This window comes from Cupriavidus alkaliphilus, from assembly GCF_900094595.1.
GTDB lineage: Bacteria > Pseudomonadota > Gammaproteobacteria > Burkholderiales > Burkholderiaceae > Cupriavidus > Cupriavidus alkaliphilus.
Map to the genome: position 1 here is coordinate 83,380 of NZ_FMAD01000014.1, position 19,862 is coordinate 103,241.

The window sequence follows — 19,862 nt, forward strand, 5'->3', positions numbered from 1 at the left end:
GACTCATGACTAAACTTGCGGCCAACCTCACCATGCTGTTCAACGAGGCGGGTTTTCTCGACCGCTTCGAAGCCGCCGCGCGCGCGGGCTTCCGCGGCGTGGAATTCCTGTTTCCCTATGCGTTCCACGCGGACCAGATCGCTGACCGCCTGAACCGCTTCCAGCTGGACCTGGTGCTGCACAACCTGCCCGCCGGCAAGTGGGATGCGGGCGAGCGCGGCATTGCCTGCCACCCGGACCGCGTCGGCGAGTTCCAGGACGGCGTGGGCGAAGCCATCAAGTACGCCAAGGTGCTGGGCGTGCGCCAGCTGAACTGCCTGGTCGGCATCCTGCCGCAGAACGTCAAGCGCGAGCAGGCGCAGGAAACGCTGGTGGAAAACCTGCGCTTCGCCGCCGGCGCGCTGGCCGCCGAGCATATCGACCTGCTGATCGAGCCGATCAACACCTTCGACATCCCCGGCTTCTTCCTGTCGCGCACGCAGCAGGCGCTGGACCTGATCACCCAGGTCAACGCGCCCAACCTGTACGTGCAGTACGACATCTATCACATGCAGCGGATGGAAGGCGAGATCGCCAATACCATCAAGGCCAACCTGCCGAAGATCAAGCACATCCAGCTGGCCGACAACCCGGGCCGCAACGAGCCGGGCACGGGCGAGCTGAACTACCAGTACCTGTTCAAGTTCCTGGACGAGATCGGCTACACCGGCTGGATCGGCTGCGAGTACAAGCCGAAGACCACCACCGAAGCCGGCCTGGGCTGGCGCGCCGCGCACGGCGTGCAGTAAGCGCTGCGCGCTGCCGTCGTATCCCGCTACTACCTACACGAACCAAGACACATTTAATCTCAAGCAAGGAGACATCACATGGCAACCACTCGCAACGTCGGCTTCATCGGCCTGGGCATCATGGGCGCACCGATGGCGGGCCACCTGCGCGCCGCCGGCCACACGCTGTTCGTGCATGACGTCAACCCGGCCCCGCAGGCGCTGGTCGATGCAGGCGTGACCGTCTGCACCAGCGCCGAGGAAGTCGCCAAGCGTGCCGACATCATCGTCATCATGGTGCCGGACACGCCGCACGTGGAAGCGGTGCTGTTCAGCGAGAAGGGCGTGGCGGCCGCGTTCAAGGCGGCCGGCAAGGAAGCCAGCTACAGCAAGATCGTGGTCGACATGAGCTCGATCTCGCCGATCGCCACCAAGGACTTCGCCGCGCGCATCAACAAGCTGGGCGCTTCGTACCTGGACGCGCCGGTTTCGGGCGGTGAAGTGGGCGCCAAGGCCGCGTCGCTGACGATCATGGTCGGCGGCCCGCAGGAGGCCTTCGACCAGGTCAAGCCGCTGTTCGAGCTGATGGGCAAGAACATCACGCTGGTGGGCGGCAACGGCGACGGCCAGACCACCAAGGTGGCCAACCAGATCATCGTCGCGCTGAACATCCAGGCCGTCTCCGAAGCGCTGCTGTTCGCCTCCAAGGCCGGCGCCGATCCGGCCAAGGTGCGCGAAGCGCTGATGGGCGGCTTTGCCGCGTCGCGCATCCTGGAAGTGCACGGCGACCGCATGGTCAAGCGCACCTTCGACCCGGGCTTCCGCATCGAGCTGCACCAGAAGGACCTGAACCTGGCGCTGCAGGGCGCCAAGGCGCTGGGCGTGGCGCTGCCCAACACCGCCACCGCGCAGGAGCTGTTCAATACCTGCTCGGCCAACGGCCTGGGCAAGCAGGACCACTCGGCCCTGTGCCGCGCGATCGAGATCATGTCGAACCACCAGATCGCTAACGCCAAGTAAGCAGCAACCCGTCGTCCCCGCCCAGCGGGGACGACACGCTTTGCAGTACCGCTTTGTACCCACTGCGTACCCGAAGTACCCGGCGTACCCGTCAGCACCCAGGATTCTTCATGCTCGTCACCGAACCCCAAGCCGCCCTGCTGTCGCCCCAGCGCACCGCAGCCAACGCTGAACCGCGCGCGCTGCTGCGCGACCTGTTCGATACCGCGGTCGCCTCCGTCAGCGCCAGCCACTGCCTGCCGCCGCATCTGCCCTCGCCGCCGAAGGGCCGCACCGTGGTGATCGGCGCCGGCAAGGCCGCCGCGGCAATGGCGCAGGCGGTGGAAGCGAACTGGCAAGGCGAGCTGTCGGGGCTGGTGGTGACGCGCTACGGCCACGGCGCCGATTGCAAGCGCATCGAAGTGGTCGAAGCCGCCCACCCGGTTCCCGACGAAGCCGGCGCGCGCGCCGCGCAGCGCATGGTGGAACTGGTGCAGGGCCTGAGCGCCGACGACCTGGTGCTGTGCCTGATCTCCGGCGGCGGCTCCGCGCTGCTGGCGGCGCCCGCGCCGGGCCTGACGCTGGCCGACAAGCAGGCCGTGAACAAGGCGCTGCTCAGGAGCGGCGCCAGCATCGGCGAGATGAACTGCGTGCGCAAGCACCTGTCGGCCCTCAAGGGCGGCCGCCTGGCGCTGCACTGCGCGCCGGCACGTGTCGAAACGCTGCTGATTTCCGATATTCCCGGCGATGACCCGACCCTTATCGCCAGCGGCCCGACGCTGCCTGACGCGACCACCTGCGCCGATGCGCTGGCGGTGATCGCCAAGTACGGCATCGAGGTGCCGGCCAACGTGCGCGCGCACCTGGAGAGCGGTGCCGGCGAAACCCCCAAGCCTGGCGATGCGCGCTTCAACGGCCATCGCAGCGTGACGCTGGCCACCGCGCAGCAGGCGCTGGAAGCCGCCGCGGCGCGTGCGCGCGAACTGGGCTTCGAGGCCCATATCCTGTCCGACTGCATCGAGGGCGAAGCGCGCGAAGTGGCCGAAGTGCATGCCGCGATCGCGCGCCAGGTGGCGCAGCGCGGCCAGCCCTTCGGCAAGCCCTGCGTGATCCTGTCCGGCGGCGAGACCACCGTGACCGTGCGCGGCAAGGGCCGCGGCGGCCGCAATGCCGAGTTCCTGCTGGCACTGGCGGTGGCGCTCGACGGCCTGCCCGGCGTGCACGCCATCGCCGGCGACACCGACGGCATCGACGGTTCGGAAGACAACGCCGGCGCCATGCTGTCGCCCGACACCCTGACCCGTGCCGGCGCGCGCGGGCTCAATGCGCGTGCGCACCTCGACAACAACGACGGCTACGGTTTCTTCGCCGGCCTGGAAGACCTGATCGTCACCGGCCCGACCCGCACCAACGTGAACGATTTCCGCGCGATCCTGATCGTCTGACGATCGCCGCCAACGTAGTACCGACTGACTCGCGGCGCCGACGCGCCGCTACCGAGAATGGAAGAGGAGACATCATGAGACGCCAGCGCAAAGCGAAGATCGTGGCCACGCTCGGCCCCGCCAGCACCGACATCGCGGTGATCCGCGCGCTGTTCGAGGCCGGCGCCGACGTGTTCCGGCTGAACTTCAGCCACGGCACGCACGACGACCACCGCGCGCGCTACGACGCGGTGCGCCAGGTCGAGGCCGAGACCGGTCGCCCCATCGCCGTGCTGGCCGACCTGCAGGGCCCCAAGCTGCGCATCGGCACCTTCGCCGCCGGCAAGGTCGCGGTGCGCACCGGCGATGTGTTCGTGCTCGACAGCGACCCGACCCCGGGCGACGGCACCCGCGTCTACCTGCCGCACCCGGAGCTGTTCCAGGCCGCGCAACCCGGCCAGTCGCTGCTGATCGACGACGGCAAGGTGCGCCTGGCGATCGAGTCGGTCACCACCGGCACCATCACCACGCGCGTCGCCAACAATGGCTCGCTGTCCGACCGCAAGGGCGTGAACGTGCCCGACGCGGTGATTCCCATCCCCGCGCTGACCGAGAAGGACCGCAAGGACCTGGACTTCGCGCTGTCGCTGGGCGCCGACTGGATCGGCCTGTCGTTCGTGCAGCGCCCGTCCGACATCGTCGAGGCGCGCGAGATCGTCGGCACCCGTGCCGGCATCCTGTCCAAGATCGAGAAGCCGGCCGCGCTGCAGCAGCTGGAAGAGATCGTGCGGGTGTCCGATTCGGTGATGGTGGCGCGCGGCGACCTCGGCGTGGAGCTGCCGCCCGAGCGCGTGCCGGGCGTGCAGAAGCGCATCCTGCGCGTGTGCCGCCAGCTGGGCAAGCCGGTGGTGATCGCCACGCAGATGCTGGAGTCGATGATCGACTCACCGGTGCCGACCCGCGCCGAAGCGTCGGACGTGGCCAGCGCCATCTATGAAGGCGCCGATGCGGTGATGCTGTCGGCCGAGTCGGCCAACGGCCGCTACCCGGTGCAGGCGGTGTCGATGATGAACCGCATCGTCACCGAGGTGGAGCGCGACCCGCTGTACCGCAACCTGCTCGACGCCCAGCACGAGACCCCGCTGAACACGCGCCAGGATGCCATTTGCGCCGCGCTGCGCGAAGTCACGCACATCATCGGCGCCGCCGCGACGGTGACCTATACCTCGTCCGGCTCGACCGCGCTGCGCGCCGCGCGCGAACGGCCGTGCGCGCCGATCGTCAGCATCACGCCGAACCTGGAGATCGCCCGCCGGCTGGCGATCGCGTGGGGCATCCACTCCACCGTGAGCCCGGACGTGCAGAGCGTCGATGAAATGGTCGAAGCCGCCACGCGCGCCGCCGTCGCCGAAGGCTACGCCGCGCCGGGTGACCAGATCACCATCGCCGCCGGCATGCCCTTCGGCCAGGGCGGTACCACCAACCTGCTGCGCGTGGCCGAAGTCAGCGCCAGCGTGGTGGCCGCCGCGCCTGCCGCACGCGAGGCCGCACTGGCCTGAGCGCGCGCTCGCGCGTTCCCGCGCCGGAACCGCCAGGCCATGACGGAACCGGGTGCAAACCCGGTTCTTCGCTTTGCCGCACACCGCCCGCATTGCCCGTCTCCAGGGTGAGTGGGCGGTGTTTTTTTTGGGGTGCCGCGCGCATCCGCCGGCACGGCGCGACGCCGCAACGAGCACCGAAGCGCGGATTGCTATACTGAATTCCACTTTCCTCACCCTCTTTCCCAAGCAGCGGAGCCCCCATGCGCCTAGATGACGAAGCCGAAAGCCAGCACGTTGAAGACCGCCGCGGCGGATTCGGCGGTCTTGGCGGCAAGTCGATCGGCATCGGCACGGTGATCATCGCGCTGGCGGCGTCGTACTTCTTCGGCATCGACCCGATGCTGATCATGCAGGGCGCGTCGGTGCTGCAGGGCTCCGGCCCGCAGCAGCAACAGCAGCAGGTCAACCGGCCGCCGGCGACGGACCAGATGACCGTGTTCACGCGCAAGGTGCTGGGCAATACCGAGCGCACCTGGCAACACATCTTCGAAACCCAGCTCAACCGCCGCTATGCGCCGCCCACGCTGGTGCTGTTCTCCGGCGCCACGCCCACGGCATGCGGCACCGGCCAGTCGGCGATGGGCCCGTTCTACTGCCCCGGCGACCAGAAGGTCTATATCGACCTGGCCTTCTATGACGAATTGCGCCAGCGCTTCGGCGCCAGCGGCGACTTCGCCCAGGCCTATGTGATCGCGCACGAGATCGGCCACCATGTGCAGAACCTGCTCGGCGTCTCGGACAAGGTCGACAGCGCGCGCCGCCGCATGGGCGAGGCCCAGGCCAACCAGCTGTCGGTGCGCATGGAGCTGCAGGCCGACTGCCTCGCCGGGGTCTGGGCCGCCACCGCGCAGCGCGCCAACCAGCAACTGCTGGAACCGGGCGATATCGAGGAAGGCCTGAAGGCCGCCGCCGCGATCGGCGACGACCGGCTGCAGCGCCAGTCGCAGGGCTATGTCGTCCCGGAAGCCTTTACCCACGGCTCGAGCGAGCAGCGCGTGCGCTGGCTGCGCCGCGGCATCGAGTCCGGCGACATCCGCAAGTGCGACGCCTTCGCCGCGCGCGACCTGTAGTTCCCGGCCCCGCCCCCAACCTCCGTGGGGGCCGGCAATGTGATGTTTGCGTTGTCCGGGCCGCGCTTCCCTGTCTATAATCGCCCGGCAAGGCCGCAGTATGGCGGCCGGTCCGGCGTTGATCCTTACCGATCCTTCCCGCCGCAGCGCCGGGTCCATTCCCGCCGGACCCCCGTACCCCCGGTACGCGCGCCACTTGCCGCAGTCGTTTGCGGCGTCTCCGCACCCAAGCCGTTCCGTTCCAACCGCACCGGAGCCACGGCGATCTTCATTTGCCGTGCGCCCGTGCCAGCCCTGACCTGACATGGCGTCGTTTTTCCTGAAGCGCCCGGCGTTCGCCTGGGTGCTGGCCATCCTGACCGTGGTGGCGGGCCTGCTGGCCCTGAACCGCATTCCCATCGCCCAGTACCCGGCGGTGGCGCCCCCGACGGTGATCATCTATGCCGATTACCCCGGCGCGTCCGCGCGCACGGTGGAAGATCGCGTCACCGCGGTGCTGGAGCAGCAGATGCACGGCATTCCGGGCCTGCTCTACCTCGATTCCAGCAGCGAGGGCGGCACCGCCACGGTGACGCTGGGTTTCCGCCAGGGCACCGATCCGCAGCTGGCGCAGGTCAACGTGCGCAACCGCGTGGCCCAGGCCGAGCCGCTGCTGCCCGAGGCGGTGCGCCGCGGCGGAGTCTATGTCGACCAGGCCAGCAGCAGCGCCTTCATGTATGTGTCGCTGGTGTCGGACAGCGGCCAGCTCGACGAAACCGCGCTGGGCGACTTCGCCGCCGGCTCAGTGCTGCCGCTGCTGCGCCGCCTGCCCGGCATCGGCAAGGCCGAGCCCTACGGTGCCGAGTACGCCCTGCGGATCTGGTTCGACCCGGAAAAGCTGCACGCCTTCAACCTGACCACGGCCGAGGTCGAGGCCGCCATCCGCGCGCGCAACGGCAACGTCACGCCGGGCCAGCTTGGCGGCGCGCCGGCGGTGCCGGGCCAGCCGTTCCAGGCAATCGTGCGCCCGCCCGCGCCGATGAGCGACGCGCAGGCTTTCGGGCGCATCGTGGTGCGCGCCGCCACCGACGGCTCGGCGGTGCTGCTGCGCGACGTGGCGCGGGTGGAACTGGCCGCCAGCGACTACCGCTACGGCTCCACGCTGAACACGCGCAACGCCGCCTCGATCGGCCTGAAGCTGGCCGACGGCGCCAACGTGCTGCAGACCTCGCGCACCGTGCGCGCCGCGCTGGATGCCGCCAGCAAGGGCTTCCCGGGCGACGTGCGCTACGAGATCTCATATGACGGCGCCACCTTCGTGCAGGCGTCGATTTCGCGCGTGGTGCTGACGCTGATCGAGGCCACGGTGCTGGTGTTCCTGATCCTGTACCTGTTCCTCGGCAACCTGCGCGCCACGCTGATCCCCTGCATCGTGGTGCCGGTGTCGCTGCTGGGCACGGTCGCGTGCCTGTACGCGCTGGGCCTGTCGCTGAACGTGATCACGCTGTTCGGGGTGGTGCTCGCGATCGGCATCCTGGTCGACGATGCCATCGTCGTGGTGGAAAACGTCGAGCGCATCATGCGCACCGACGGTGTCGGTGCGATGCAGGCCGCGGCGCGCTCGATGCGCGAAGTCTCCGGCGCGCTGGTCGCGGTGACGCTGGTGCTGTGCGCGGTGTTCGTGCCGATGGCGTTCTTCGGCAGCGCGGTGGGCGTGATCTACCGGCATTTCGCCGTGACGCTGGCGGTATCGATCGCGTTCTCGCTGTTCTTTGCGCTGACGCTGGCGCCGGCGATGTGCGCCAGCCTGCTGCGCCACAGCGCCGCGCCCGCGCGCGGGCCGCTGGCGTGGTTCGATGCGCGCTTTGCCGCTTTCACCGCACGCTATGCCGGCTGGGTGCAGGCGCTGCAGCGCCGCCGGCTGCGCTGGCTGGCGGTGTACCTGGCGCTGACGCTGGCGTGCGGCTATGCGCTGTGGAAGATGCCGAGCGGCTTCCTGCCGGAAGAGGACACCGGCGAGATCGTGGTCGACGTGGAGCTGCCCGCCGGCAGCACGCAGGCCGACACGCGCCGGCTGGTTGCCAGCCTCGAGCAGTGGATGCGCGACCAGCGCTACCCGGTGCGCTCCAGCTTTGCCGTGCTGGGCTGGTCCAGCGGCGGCAGCGGCGAGCAGCGCGCCAGCCTCTTCATCGGCCTGACCGACTGGAAGGCGCGCGGGCGCGAGCACACCGCGCAGGCGGTGCTGGAGCGGCTTGCGGCGGGCCTGGAAAGCTGGCCCGGCCGCGGCGCCGCGCAACTGTTCGCCTACAACAGCTCGGCGCTGCCGGAACTGGGCAGCATCGGCGGCCTGGACATGCGCCTGGTGGCGCGCCAGCCGGTGGGGCGCGAGGCGCTCTTCGCCGCGCGCGACAAGCTGATCGAGCGGGCCAGGCAAGACCCGGTGCTGGGCGAGGTGCGCGCCACCACCGGCCAGCCGGTGCCGGCGCTGGACCTGAAGATCGACTACCGCAAGGCCGAGGCCTTCGGCGTCGATGCCGAAGCCGTGCACCACACGCTGTCGGCGACGCTGGGCTCGCGCTATATCGACGAAGTGGCGCGCGAAGGCCGGGTACGGCGCGTGATCCTGCAGGCCGACGCCCCGTTCCGCATGCAGCCGGACCAGCTGGCACGGGTGCATGTGCGCAACGCACAGGGGGCGATGGTGTCGCTGGCCGCCTTTGCCTCGCTGGAATGGGGGCAAGGCGAAGTCACGCTGGAGCGCTTCGACGGCTTCAGCTCGGTGCGCATCAATGCCGAAGTGGCGCCGGGCTACACCACCGGCGCGGCGATGACGCGGCTGGCGGAACTGGTGCGCGAGCTGGGTCCCGAATTCGACGTGCGCTGGACCGGGCGCGCCTACGAGCAGGAGCAGACCGGCACGCAGGCGCCGTGGCTGTTCGCGCTGTCGCTGCTGTTTATCTTCCTGTGCCTGGTGGCCCTGTATGAAAGCTGGACGCTGCCGCTGGCGGTGATCGCGATCGTGCCGACCGGCCTGATGGGCGCGGCCGCAGCGATCTGGCTGCGCGGCATGCCCAACGACGTCTACTTCAAGGTGGGGGTGGTGGTGATCATGGGGCTGGCGGCCAAGAACGCCATCCTGATCGTCGAATACGCCGAGCAGCTGCGGCGCGGCGCCGCGGGCGCGATGGACGTGGTCGAAGCCGCCACGCGCGCGGCGCGCCAGCGGCTGCGGCCGGTGGTGATGACCTCGCTGGCGTTCGTGCTGGGCGTGGTGCCGCTGGCCATCAGCACCGGCCCGGGCGCGGGCGCGCAGCAGGCGGTCGGCACCGGCGTGCTGGGCGGCATGCTAGGTGCGACGGTGCTGGGCACGCTGGCGGTGCCGCTGCTGTACGCGGCCATCGCGCGCCGCTTGCCGCGCGCGCAGCCGGCGCCGGAACAAGCGGCAGCTACGGAATAGAAAAACGCCTGCCTGGCGAAGAGAGAAGGAGGAGGAGGTCGGCCGGGCAGGCGGGAGAGAAAACATGCGGCCACCGCAGTGGCCGCGTCGGGTCTTGGGGCAGACCCGGGGGATCAGACGCGATAGCCGTACAGCGAACCGTCGCCGGAGCGCGAATTGTCGAGCGCGCGTTCGGCCACGTCACCGGTGAAGGTGTGCGTGCCTTCGCTGAAGGTATCGAACTTGCCGCGCTTCGAGATCTCGCCGCTGAAGCTGTGCGCCCCTTCGCTGAAGGTGTCGAACTTGCCATCGCGGCGCGAGCCTTCCGAGTACGGATCGAAGCGGCCGGTGCGGGCGCCGTCGGTGTAGGTGTCGAACTTGCCTTGCTTGGCGCCGTCCGTATACACATCGTACTTGCCGACCCGCAGCGCGTCGGCATACACATCAAACTTGCCAACCTTGCTGGCAGCGGGGGCAGCCATCGCCGCAGCGGACGCGGCTACCGCCGCGAACACGAGCGCGCCGCCAAGGATACGTCTGGCGATCATTTGGGACTCCTTCAACTGATTTCGTCGTTCTTTCTTGTAGGTCCGGGATGAGACTCCGGCCGCTCTGCAATCTATGTTGCGATGCGAGCACGGACTGAAGATTAGTCACAGCCCGCGCCAGCAGAAATACCGCTGCGACGAATGGTGCGTTGCGAGTCGTGAAACGACTGGCTTGCCGATGAATGGTGTCCACGGATCGCCGGCGACACGCCGCTACGGGCGGGTGCGCGTGGCGGCGGCCGCACCCGCGAGGGCGCGCCCGCGGCTGTTCAAAGGGTGTACTGGCCGCTGGCTTCGGGCTGGAACGCGATCTCGGCGACAGTCACCTCCTGCTGGCGGCCATCCGGCAGGCGGTAGCTGACGGTCTGGCCGGTGCGCGCGCCGAGCAGCGCCTGGCCCACCGGCGACAGCACCGACAGCCGGCCCGCGTCGAAATCGGCGGCGTCGGGATACACCAGGGTCCAGTCGCGCGGCGCCTGCTCGCCCGGCAGCGTGCACACCACGCGGGTGTTCATGGTCACCACGTCGGTCGGAATCTCTTCGGGCGCGACGATGGTGGCGCGCGCCAGCAGGCTGTCGAGCATGTCCTCGATCTGCGCGGAGCCGGCGCGGCTGGCGATGCGCTCCAGGCGGGTGACGTCGAGTTCGGTCAGGTACAGGGTGGCGGTCTGGGTCTTGGTGGCCGTCATGGCGGGTCCTCCGGCAGTCGTGGGTGGGCGCGGCCGGCCTGCATGGCGGGCGGCGGCGGTCAGGTCTTGCGGGGTTGGCGTGCCGCGCAGCGGCGCGCGCATCAACGGATCGGCAAAAGCGTTGCGGCGATCGCCGGCAACAACGGAAACGCTGGCTCGGGCCCGGTTCGGCCCGGGCCCCGCTATGGGAGACGAATCAGGCTGGGAACCGGGCGGAATCAGGCGGTGCGCTGATCCGGCGGGGAGACATCGCGCGCTTGGCGCGCTGGGGCAGGCTGGGGGCCAGGGCGACCGCGGACGCGTGCGCGCGGCCGGTCCGCAGCGGGCGGACAGGCGCATCGGGCATCGGCGTCAGGCGATCGGTCATGGCACTGTGGAAAAGGATAAGCGGCAGCGGCTGGCGTACTGCAATGGCGAGCCCCGAAGTGGTGGCTCACCTGCCTTGCCGCCCCGGTTCGTGCACCGCGCTGGTGCGAAGCCGGAGCAACCATCGTAGCACAGCGCCGCGTTCGGGGTCGTCACCCGTTAGTGGCATGGCACTCACAGCCCGCCCCGGCCGCCGCCTGCTGCAGGTTCTGCAGGATGCCGCATGCGCTGGCGGGCTGGTGATGGCGGCAGGTTTCGCGCAGTGTGCGCAGCTGGCCTTCGAGTGCCTCCAGCGCCACGCGCTGGGCATGGATCTGGGCGATCTGGCGGTCCAGCAGCGTGTTGATGTCATCGCAGTCCTGCGACGGGTTGCGCTCGAACTCGCGCAGCCGCCTGACGTCCGACAGGCTCATCCCCAGCGAACGGCAATGGCGCACGAAGTTCAGCTGCACCACATGGCCCTCGTCATAGCGGCGGTAGCCGTTGGCCTCGCGCCGGGGCGCGTCGAGCAGCCCTTCGCGCTCGTAATAACGGATGGTCTCGACATCGCAGCCGCTGGACCGTGACAGTTCACCGATACGCATGTGCCTGTTCCTTGCCATACCCTGTAACGACTACAGGGTTGGCGATAGTGTAGGCCAGTCTGCCGCATCCTGCAGAGGGGCCGAAGCCCGCTGCAACCGTCCGTGTGCTACCGCCGCCACGGCGGCGCCGTCGCGGTGCGGCATCCTGTAGAATTCCTTCCACTTTCACCGATAAGCCGTCCCCTGTCCGTGCGCGCCCTGCGGCTGCTCCTGCTGGTCATGATGCTGGCCTTCCTGCCCCTGCCGGGCTGGGCGGCCGCATTCGCGCACGCGGTGGTGTCCACCACCGAAGCCGCGGCCGTACCTGTCGCTGCGCCCGGCATCGAGAATGCCGGCGATGCCGCCGAAGCGAATCCAGCCGCCATCACAGGCGACCCTGCAGGCGATCCCCTGCCGCTTCCCGAAGCCGCCGAGCCGCAATGGCAGCCCGGCGCCGACCTGGCCGAGCAACTGCTGCCCGCCACCCCGTTGCGCCTGGCCCCCTGGGCCGGCCGTGCGGGGCCGCCGCGCTATGCCGGCGCCCTGCTGCCCGAACCCGACCTGCCGCGGCTGCCGCGACCGCCACGCGCCTAATCCCCTGTGGCGCGGCCCGGCCGCGCCCGCCCCGAACCCGCGTGCCGCGCACGAGTGCGGCGCGCGCCTGCGGTCCGACCGCACCTTTGCGCCGCATGGCGCGACCCACCACTGCTCCACACTCACATGAAACGCGTACTGCTTTTCCTGGCGACCAACCTCGCCGTCATGCTTGTCCTCAGCATCACCGCCAGTGTGCTCGGGGTGAACCGCTTCCTGACCGCCAACGGGCTGAACCTGGGCATGCTGCTGGCGTTCGCCGCGCTGATGGGCTTCGGCGGCGCCTTTATCTCGCTGCTGATGTCCAAGACCATCGCCAAGTGGTCGACCGGCGCGCAGGTGATCACCCATCCCAGCACCAGCACTGAACTGTGGCTGGTGCAGACCGTCGAGAAGCTGGCGCAGCGCGCCGGGCTGCCGATGCCGGAAGTGGCCATCTACGAGGGCGAGCCCAATGCCTTCGCCACCGGGGCCACCAAGAACAGCTCGCTGGTGGCGGTCTCCACTGGCCTGCTGCAATCGATGTCGCACGAAGAGGTCGAGGCCGTGCTCGCGCACGAGGTCGCGCACGTGGCCAACGGCGACATGGTCACGCTGACGCTGATCCAGGGCGTGGTCAACACCTTCGTCATCTTCCTGGCGCGCGTGGTCGGGTACTTCGTCGATTCGATGCTGCGCAAGAACGACGAGGAGTCGAGCGGCCCCGGCATCGGCTACATGGTCACGGTGATCGTGTGCGAGATCGTGTTCGGCATCCTGGCCAGCATCATCGTGGCCTGGTTCTCGCGCCGCCGCGAGTTCCGCGCCGATGCCGGCGCCGCCGGCATGATGGGCACCCCCACGCCGATGGTCGCGGCCCTGCGCCGCCTGGGCGGGCTGGATCCGGACGGGCTGCCGCAGAACATGCAGGCAATGGGCATCGCCGGCGGCAAGTCGTGGATGGCGCTGTTCTCGAGCCACCCGCCGATCGAGCAGCGCATCGCCGCGCTGCAGTCGGCGCGCTGACGCCAGCGGCTCAGTCGAACACCCGGCCGCGCAGCGACTTGACCTGGCTGCGCTGGCTCTTGCTCTCCAGCCGGCGCTGGCGCGACGCCAGCGTCGGCCGCGTCGGCCGGCGCACGCGCGGCGGCGTGGCCACGCTGCGCACCAGCTCGTGCAGGCGCCGCACCGCATCGTCCCGGTTCTGGTCCAGGCTGCGGAACTGCTGTGCCTTGATCACCACCACCCCATCGCGCGTGATGCGGTGGTCATGCAGCGCCAGCAACCGTTCCTTGTGATCAGACGCGAGCGACGACACGCGCACGTCATAGCGCAGGTGCACGGCATTGGACACCTTGTTGATGTTCTGGCCGCCCGCCCCCTGGGCCCGGATCGCGGTGATCAGGTATTCGTGGTGAGGGATGACGAGGTCGTCGGTCATGCCTCGAATCATAGCAAGGGCGTCCAGGGCTAGCGCCACCCACAGGCGATTCCGACGCCATAGGTTAGCTGGTTGCGCGTGCCGCGCTGGGTCACGATCGGGCTGTCGGGGGCCGCATCGGCCGACGCTGGCGGACGGCCCTTGCCGGGGAAAATCCTGCCAACCGTGGCTATAACGGTACTTGTCGAAGCGCTATTGTTTCCATCGAGGAAATGAAGCATCGCCATGCTTTGCCTTTTATTCCGGATGACACATGATGAGATCAGCTTCGCTGATCCACGCAGTGCCGAAGTCACTCGGAGCTTCTTCATGCGTCCCCGTCTCACCACCCTGTTCGACCGCCTCTGGGAACAAGCCGTGCGCACGCCGCAGCGTTTCGTGGTGCTGTCGTTCGCGGTGGCCGCGATGCTGCTGGTCTTGTTCTTCGTGCATGGCCTGGGGCTGCTGCGCGACCACCAGATCCAGTCGCTGCATCAGGACCAGCAGCTGCAGGTCGCCGGCATCAGTTCCGTGCTCAACATCGAGGCCGAGCGGCTGATGGGCATGCGCGGCTATGCGCAGCACCTGATCCGGCTGCAGAGCGGCCCGCATGCGATCGCACCCGATCCGCCGCTGAAGGCCGCCTACGACCACCGCAACGACGCCGTGTGGACGCTGCCGGCACCAGAGGGCGATGCGGTGCTGCTCGGCGTCGGCCCGGCCGCGCTCGCCGGCCTGGACGGATTCTCCCGCCGCGACGCCGACCTGCTGGCGGGCCTGTACGTGGCCCGCGGGCTGAGCCACCTGATCAGCGCCGAACCGGTCAACCCGCTGGTGGCGCGCAAGCTTACCTATGTCTCGACCAACGGCTTTTTCGTCGCCTATCCGCCAGTGCCGCCCGCCGACGCCGCCGCCACGCTGCGTCGCATCGCCGCCGCCGGCTATCTGCGCCAACACCTCCCCGAAGCCAATCCCGGCCAGTCCATGCGCTGGCACTTCGCCCCCGCCGCCGACGGCGCGCCGGACGGATATCTGTCGCTCAGCGTGCCGGTCTACCTGGCCCGGCAATTCCGCGGCGTGGCGATCATGGAAATCTCGCAGCGCAGCCTGGACGCGTATCTGACCCGGACCACACGCCAGGACGTGCAGCGCTTCCTGGTCGATGCCGACGGCAACCTGGTTGGCACCAGCACGGGCGACGTCAGGCGTGGCGAAACGCTGTCCGAAGTCCTGCCGGCGTCGTGGCGCGAAGCCACGGCGCAGGAAATGTTCCGGCGCGGTTCGGGTACGCTGCGGGCCGCGGACGGCAGCCGTATCCTGTTCCAGCGCATCGGCAACAGCAGCCTGGCGCTGGTCGATTACTTCTCGGGCACGGACCTGCTGCTGCGCACGGCGTCGCATCTGAGCGCCGTGCTCGCCGCCAGCGCGCTGGCGCTGGCACTGCTGATGTGGGTCACCCTGCAGGGCATCGGCAAGCTGTTCTCGCACTATCAGGCGCGCGGCGATGCGCTGCGCGAGCTGGCCGCAACCGACGCGCTGACCGGCCTGGCCAACCGCCGCGGGCTCGAGGCGCGCTTCGCCATCGAATACCAGCACAGCCGGCGCGACCAGGCGCCGATGTCGATGCTGATGATCGACATCGACCGCTTCAAGCGCATCAACGACCACTGGGGCCACGCCAGCGGCGACCGCGTGCTGGCGGCCCTGGCCGGGGTGATGCGCGCCACGGTCCGGGCCATCGACGTGCCGGCGCGCGTGGGCGGCGAGGAGTTCGCCGTGCTGCTGCCGCGCACCGCGCTGGAAGAGGCGGCCCGGATCGCCGAGCGCCTGCGCAAGACCATTGGCCAGACCGCATGCGCGCCGGCCGCGGACGCGGCAGACCAGGAAGAGATCCGGTTCACGGTATCGATTGGCGTGGCGGACATGGGCGTGGACGGCACCGACGGCCTCGACGCCATGATGCAAGTCGCGGATCGCAGGCTGTATGCGGCCAAGGCGGCGGGCCGTAACCGCGTGGTCAGCGATGACCGCGTATCGGAACCGGCCGCGGCGCAGGAGGCCCCGGTGGTCGCATCACACATCGGAAATTGATTGGCGCGCCCGGCTGGGATCGAACCAGCAACCCCTGCCTTCGGAGGGCAGTACTCTATCCATTGAGCTACGGGCGCACAGGACGGTTTTGCAACCGGTTTTGCGGGTACAGCGGTTGCGGCGGGCGAATGCCGCCGCAGGAAAGTCGCATAGGATACCGCTTTTGCCCGGCGCCGTCCATGCGGGGCCGATACAGGCGCCTGGGAACGTCTCGCAACCGCCGCTTTTTGGCACTGGCAGGGGGGCTTTGGCGCTATAATCGCCAGCTATTTGCGTCAAATCGTGCCCGTCGCGCCGTCGGCGCAACGAGTCGACCGGGGTCAAATCCGGGCGGCTGGTTGTAGGCGACAATCGGGCCCCGGTCCGGGAGACAGTCCGAGGTACGCAAATGGCAACAGACCCAAGTCAGGCAAGGGCCGCAGGGGAGCGCGGGCGGTCCGGATGGGGCCGGATAGTGGTCAGCGAAGGGCCACACCAGGGCCAGAAAAAGCAAGCCGAGCGTAAGCGGCCAGAAGGTTTCCTGCAAAACTGAGAGTTCTGTATGAGCGACGTCCACAACGAACACCCCGAGCACGAGTCTCCCATCAAAACCCCGAAGCAGTTGATCGCAGTCGTGATCGCGGCGTTCCTGGTGCCGATCATCGTGATCATCCTGCTGGTCAACTTCGTCGGACACGGCTCGACCGAGAGCGCCGGCGCGAGTACCGCCGCCGAAGCCGTCAACGATCGCATCAAGCCGGTCGCCTCGCTCGAAATCAAGGACCCCAACGCGCCGCGCGTGTTCAAGACCGGCGAACAGGTCTACAAGGAAATCTGCGCTGCCTGCCACGCCACCGGCGCGGCGGGTGCGCCCAAGCACGGTACCGCCGGCGACTGGACCGCGCGTATCGGCCAGGGCTTCGACGGCCTGATGAAGTCGGTGCTCAACGGCAAGGGCGCGATGCCGCCGCGCGCCGGCAGCACGCCGGACGACTACACCGATTACGAACTGGCCCGCGCCGTGGTCTACCTGGCCGATTCCGGTGGCGCCAAGTTCCCCGAGCCGGCGGCCCCGGCCGCTGCCGCGCCGGCCACGGCCGCAGCCCCGGAAGCGGCTGCCCCGGCTGCCCCGGCTGCCGCGGCGGCTCCGGCCCCCGCTGCTCCGGCAGCCGCAGCACCCGCACCGGCCGCCACCGCTGCCGCGCCGGCCGCCACCGCTGCCGCGCCGGCAGCTGCCTCGGCGGAAGTGGGCAAGAAGGTCTACGAACAGGTCTGCGCGGCGTGTCACGCCGCCGGCGTGGCCGGTGCGCCCAAGTTCGGCGACAAGGCCGCCTGGGCGCCGCGCCTGAAGGAAGGCATGGATGCGGTCCACAACTTCGCGCTCAAGGGCAAGGGCGTGATGCCGCCCAAGGGCGGCTATGCCGGCCCGGACGCCGACGTGATCGCCGCGTCGGACTACATGGCCAACGCCGCCAAGTAAGCCGGCACTGCGCTGACAAAAAAACCCGCCTTGCGCGGGTTTTTTTTCGTCCGGCCCGGGGCCGAGGTTGCGCGCTACACCACGCGCGAGTAGCGCGGCACGATGCGGATCGGCTGGGCGCCGTCGTTGGCGGCGCGCGCGCCGTTGTCGACCGGCCGGGCGGCGTCGTCGCGCAGGTAGCGGTCGAACACCATCGCCACGCGGCGCACCAGCAGCCGGCCCAGCGGCGTCACGGTGATGCGGCCGGGCTCGCAGCGCACCAGCCCGTCCGCGGCCAGGCGGTCGAGGTCGGCCAGTTCTGCCGAGAACGTCAGGTTGAAATCGATGCCATGCCGCGCCTCGATCGCCGGCAGCTCGAGCACCCCATTGCACATCAGGTCGCCGATGATCTCGCGCCGCAGGTGGTCGTCGGCCGTCATCGCCACGCCCCGCGCCAGCGGCAGGCGGCCCTGGTCGAGCGCGCCGTAGTAGTCGTCGAGCGTGCGCGCGTTCTGCACGTAGCGCCCCGCGATCGCGCCGATGGCCGAGATGCCGAGGCCGACCTGGTCGTAGCCGGCATGCGTCGAATAGCCCTGGAAGTTGCGCTGCAGCCGGCCCTCGCGCTGGGCCACGGCGAGGTCGTCGTCGGGCAGCGCGAAGTGGTCCATGCCGATATAGACATAGCCCTCGGCGGTCAGCCGCTCGATCGTCGAGACCAGGATGTCGAGCTTCTCGCCGGCCGGCGGCAATGCGTTTTCGTCGATGCGGCGCTGGGGCTTGAACACGTGCGGCAGGTGGGCGTAGCTGTAGACCGAAAGGCGGTCTGGCCGCAGCGCCAGCACCTGGTCGATGGTGCGGCCGAAGCGCGCCGCGGTCTGGTGCGGCAGGCCGTAGATCAGATCCAGGCTGACCGAGCGAAAGCCCAGCGCGCGCGCGGCATCGACCACGGCGCGGGTCTCCTCGAACGGCTGGATGCGGTGGATGGCCTGCTGCACCTCGGGGTCGAAATCCTGCACGCCCAGGCTGACGCGGTTGAAGCCCAGTTCGGCCAGCAGCGCCATGCGGTCCTGGTCGACGCGGCGCGGGTCGATCTCGATCGAGTGCTCGCCGTCGGCCGCCAGCGCGAAATGCGTGTTCAGCAGCGCCATCACGCGACGCATTTCCTCCGGGTTCAGGAAGGTCGGCGTGCCGCCGCCCCAGTGCGACTGGATCACCTGCCGGCGCGTGCCCAGGCGCCCGGCCACCAGCGCCATCTCGCGGCCCAGGTAGCTGACGTAGCGCGCGCTGCGGCCGTGGTCGCGGGTGATGATCTTGTTGCAGCCGCAGTAGTAGCAGATGTTTTCGCAGAACGGGATATGCAGGTACAGCGACAGCGGCGCCGGCGCGTCGGCGCGGCAGGCGTCCAGCGCGTCGTGGTACAGCGACAGGTCGGGGCCGTTGCGGAAGCGGTCGGCGGTCGGGTACGAGGTATAGCGCGGACCGTTGCCGTCGATGCGCCCGGCCAGCGCGCGGAAGTCGGAGAGCGCGCGGCGGTCGAGCGCGGGGGAAGTCATGGCAGACGGATTCATGGGGGCGCGGGGGAATGGGTATGCGACACGTCATCGTAGGACCGGGCCGGCGCCCGCAGCTTGACCGCCGTCAAGCGCGGGCCTGAGCCCACCAGCCCCGTCCCCGCTGACATGCACGCGTACGTCACATTGGCGTCATGAGTGCCGGGTACGCTGCGCGCCACCGCGCCCGCGCGCGTTCCGTCCTGTCCCAGCCATGTCACTTTTCCGCCGATCCACCACGCCCGCGCCGTACCCACCGCTGCGCGACCACCCGCCGGCACATGCCGGCCGGCGCCGGCTGCTTGCCGCGACCGGCATGGCGCTGGCGCTGCCTGCGTTGGCTGCGCTGGCCCAGGCGCCGCGCACGGTGGTGGTCGGGCATCTGGTCGACCGCAACGGCGCGCAGTCGGACCTGGCGCGCGACTACCTCGCCGGCGCCAAGGTCATGTTCGACGCGGTCAACGCCACCGGCGGCCCGGTGCGGATCCAGCATGTGGTGCGCGATGCGGACCCGGATCCGCGCCGCGCGCTGGCGCAGGCGGTGTCGCTGGCCGATACCGAGCATGCAGGGCTGCTGTTCGGCCCCGGCGACCGGCTGCTGCCCGTGCTGGCGTCATCGACCGAACTGGCCCGGCGCGGCATGCAGATCGTCGCGCCGCTGTCAGGGCTGGCGCTGTCCGCCGACCATGTCTGGTTCACGCGGGCCGACTACCAGGCCGAACTCGACGCGGCCGCGCAACAGTTGCGCGGCTACGGGCTGACGCACATCGCGCTGGCCGTGGCGCCGGACTTTGCGGTGTCGTCGCTGGCCCGGCTGGAAGCGCAAACCGGCACCCGCGCGGTGTTGCTCGAAGGCAGCGGCGATGCCGCGGCGCGGCGCATCGCGGCATCGCGTCCGGGCGCGGTGATCGTCGCGGGCGACACCCTGGCCTATGCCGAACTGGGCCGGGCGCTGGCGGCGCAGGGTTGGTATGGCTTCCTGGTCGGCCTGTCCGCGGTCAGCGCCAATGCCGCGCGCGAGATCCTGGGCCGCGGCTACGCCGGCGGGCTGGTGCTGACCCAGGTCGCGCCCGGCCCGCAGCAGGCAACGTTGCGGGTGGTGAAGGAACATGTGGCGCGCATGAAGCAGTACCTGGACGAGCCGCCGTCGCCGGCGACGCTGGCCGGCTATATCGGCGCCGCCTGGCTGGCGCGGGCGCTGCAGGGCCTGCGCCCGGGCGGCCCGGCGGAACTGCGGCGCGCGCTGCAGAGCCGCGTCGACGTGGGCGACTTCACGCTCGACTTCACGCGCGAGCAGCGCGGCTCGCAGTACGTCACGCTGGCGGTGTCGGGCGCACGGTAGCGATGC

16 protein-coding genes and 1 tRNA gene are annotated in these 19,862 nt (G+C 69.6%); 11 read left to right on the top strand and 6 right to left on the bottom strand.

Annotation, left to right across the window (positions count from 1 at the left end; translation table 11 throughout):
• Nucleotides 1-5 precede the first annotated feature (5 nt).
• The 6 genes from hyi (at nt 6) to GA0116996_RS24335 (ending at nt 9,297) form a co-directional block, all read left to right on the top strand.
• Entirely contained in the window at nt 6-788 is a 783-nt protein-coding gene (hyi, locus tag GA0116996_RS24310; RefSeq protein ID WP_092316697.1) for a hydroxypyruvate isomerase, read from the top strand.
• 78 nt (nt 789-866) lie between these two features.
• Complete coding sequence (locus tag GA0116996_RS24315; protein WP_092316699.1) at nt 867-1,787, top strand: 2-hydroxy-3-oxopropionate reductase; 921 nt, start codon at nt 867-869, stop codon at nt 1,785-1,787.
• A gap of 110 nt (nt 1,788-1,897) precedes the next feature.
• Nucleotides 1,898-3,211 carry a glycerate kinase type-2 family protein gene (locus GA0116996_RS24320; protein WP_092316701.1) on the top strand — a complete coding sequence of 438 codons (1,314 nt, stop codon included), beginning with the start codon at nt 1,898-1,900 and terminating at the stop codon, nt 3,209-3,211.
• Nucleotides 3,212-3,285: 74 nt separating this feature from the next.
• The gene (pyk, locus tag GA0116996_RS24325; RefSeq protein WP_092316703.1) at nt 3,286-4,749 is read left to right on the top strand and encodes a pyruvate kinase; all 1,464 of its coding nucleotides are present in this window, start codon (nt 3,286-3,288) and stop codon (nt 4,747-4,749) included.
• A gap of 242 nt (nt 4,750-4,991) precedes the next feature.
• On the top strand, nt 4,992-5,861 hold the full coding sequence (gene ypfJ / locus GA0116996_RS24330; protein ID WP_092316705.1) for a KPN_02809 family neutral zinc metallopeptidase: 870 nt from the start codon (nt 4,992-4,994) through the stop codon (nt 5,859-5,861).
• 304 nt (nt 5,862-6,165) lie between these two features.
• Nucleotides 6,166-9,297, top strand: coding sequence for a multidrug efflux RND transporter permease subunit (locus tag GA0116996_RS24335; protein ID WP_092316707.1), 3,132 nt, complete (start codon nt 6,166-6,168; stop codon nt 9,295-9,297).
• Between the two features lie 113 nt (nt 9,298-9,410).
• On the opposite strand, the gene GA0116996_RS24340 is transcribed toward GA0116996_RS24335, so the two are convergent.
• From GA0116996_RS24340 to GA0116996_RS24350, 3 genes are all read right to left on the bottom strand, one after another.
• Nucleotides 9,411-9,824, bottom strand: coding sequence for a hypothetical protein (locus GA0116996_RS24340; RefSeq protein ID WP_092316709.1), 414 nt, complete (start codon nt 9,822-9,824; stop codon nt 9,411-9,413).
• A 269-nt stretch (nt 9,825-10,093) separates the two neighbouring features.
• Nucleotides 10,094-10,513 carry a nucleoside diphosphate kinase regulator gene (gene rnk / locus GA0116996_RS24345; protein ID WP_092316711.1) on the bottom strand — a complete coding sequence of 140 codons (420 nt, stop codon included), beginning with the start codon at nt 10,511-10,513 and terminating at the stop codon, nt 10,094-10,096.
• A 518-nt stretch (nt 10,514-11,031) separates the two neighbouring features.
• Complete coding sequence (locus GA0116996_RS24350) at nt 11,032-11,463, bottom strand: Cd(II)/Pb(II)-responsive transcriptional regulator (protein WP_092316713.1); 432 nt, start codon at nt 11,461-11,463, stop codon at nt 11,032-11,034.
• Between the two features lie 219 nt (nt 11,464-11,682).
• On the opposite strand from GA0116996_RS24350, the gene GA0116996_RS24355 reads away from it, so the two are divergent.
• Together GA0116996_RS24355 and htpX are read left to right on the top strand one after the other, a co-directional pair.
• The gene (locus tag GA0116996_RS24355; protein ID WP_244159973.1) at nt 11,683-12,036 is read left to right on the top strand and encodes a hypothetical protein; all 354 of its coding nucleotides are present in this window, start codon (nt 11,683-11,685) and stop codon (nt 12,034-12,036) included.
• Between the two features lie 126 nt (nt 12,037-12,162).
• Nucleotides 12,163-13,041, top strand: a complete 879-nt coding sequence (gene htpX / locus GA0116996_RS24360; protein WP_092316717.1) for a protease HtpX — start codon at nt 12,163-12,165, stop codon at nt 13,039-13,041.
• A 10-nt stretch (nt 13,042-13,051) separates the two neighbouring features.
• Here htpX and arfB read toward each other — a convergent pair whose 3' ends face one another.
• Nucleotides 13,052-13,456: an alternative ribosome rescue aminoacyl-tRNA hydrolase ArfB gene (gene arfB, locus GA0116996_RS24365; protein ID WP_092316719.1), complete on the bottom strand. Its 405-nt coding sequence runs from the start codon at nt 13,454-13,456 to the stop codon at nt 13,052-13,054.
• A 309-nt stretch (nt 13,457-13,765) separates the two neighbouring features.
• Between arfB and GA0116996_RS24375 the strand changes: the two genes are divergently transcribed.
• Nucleotides 13,766-15,526 (top strand): diguanylate cyclase, encoded by a 1,761-nt coding sequence (locus GA0116996_RS24375; protein ID WP_167355547.1) that lies wholly within the window; start codon nt 13,766-13,768, stop codon nt 15,524-15,526.
• 1 nt (nt 15,527) lies between these two features.
• On the opposite strand, the gene GA0116996_RS24380 is transcribed toward GA0116996_RS24375, so the two are convergent.
• Nucleotides 15,528-15,603 (bottom strand) — tRNA-Arg (locus GA0116996_RS24380).
• 464 nt (nt 15,604-16,067) lie between these two features.
• On the opposite strand from GA0116996_RS24380, the gene GA0116996_RS24385 reads away from it, so the two are divergent.
• The gene (locus GA0116996_RS24385; protein WP_092316725.1) at nt 16,068-16,985 is read left to right on the top strand and encodes a c-type cytochrome; all 918 of its coding nucleotides are present in this window, start codon (nt 16,068-16,070) and stop codon (nt 16,983-16,985) included.
• A gap of 74 nt (nt 16,986-17,059) precedes the next feature.
• Here the strand turns inward: GA0116996_RS24385 and hemN are convergent, their stop codons facing one another.
• Complete coding sequence (gene hemN, locus GA0116996_RS24390) at nt 17,060-18,532, bottom strand: oxygen-independent coproporphyrinogen III oxidase (protein WP_092316727.1); 1,473 nt, start codon at nt 18,530-18,532, stop codon at nt 17,060-17,062.
• Nucleotides 18,533-18,728: 196 nt separating this feature from the next.
• Here hemN and GA0116996_RS24395 point away from each other — a divergent pair, with 196 nt between their 5' ends.
• Complete coding sequence (locus GA0116996_RS24395; RefSeq protein ID WP_092316729.1) at nt 18,729-19,856, top strand: ABC transporter substrate-binding protein; 1,128 nt, start codon at nt 18,729-18,731, stop codon at nt 19,854-19,856.
• Nucleotides 19,857-19,862: the final 6 nt, after the last annotated feature.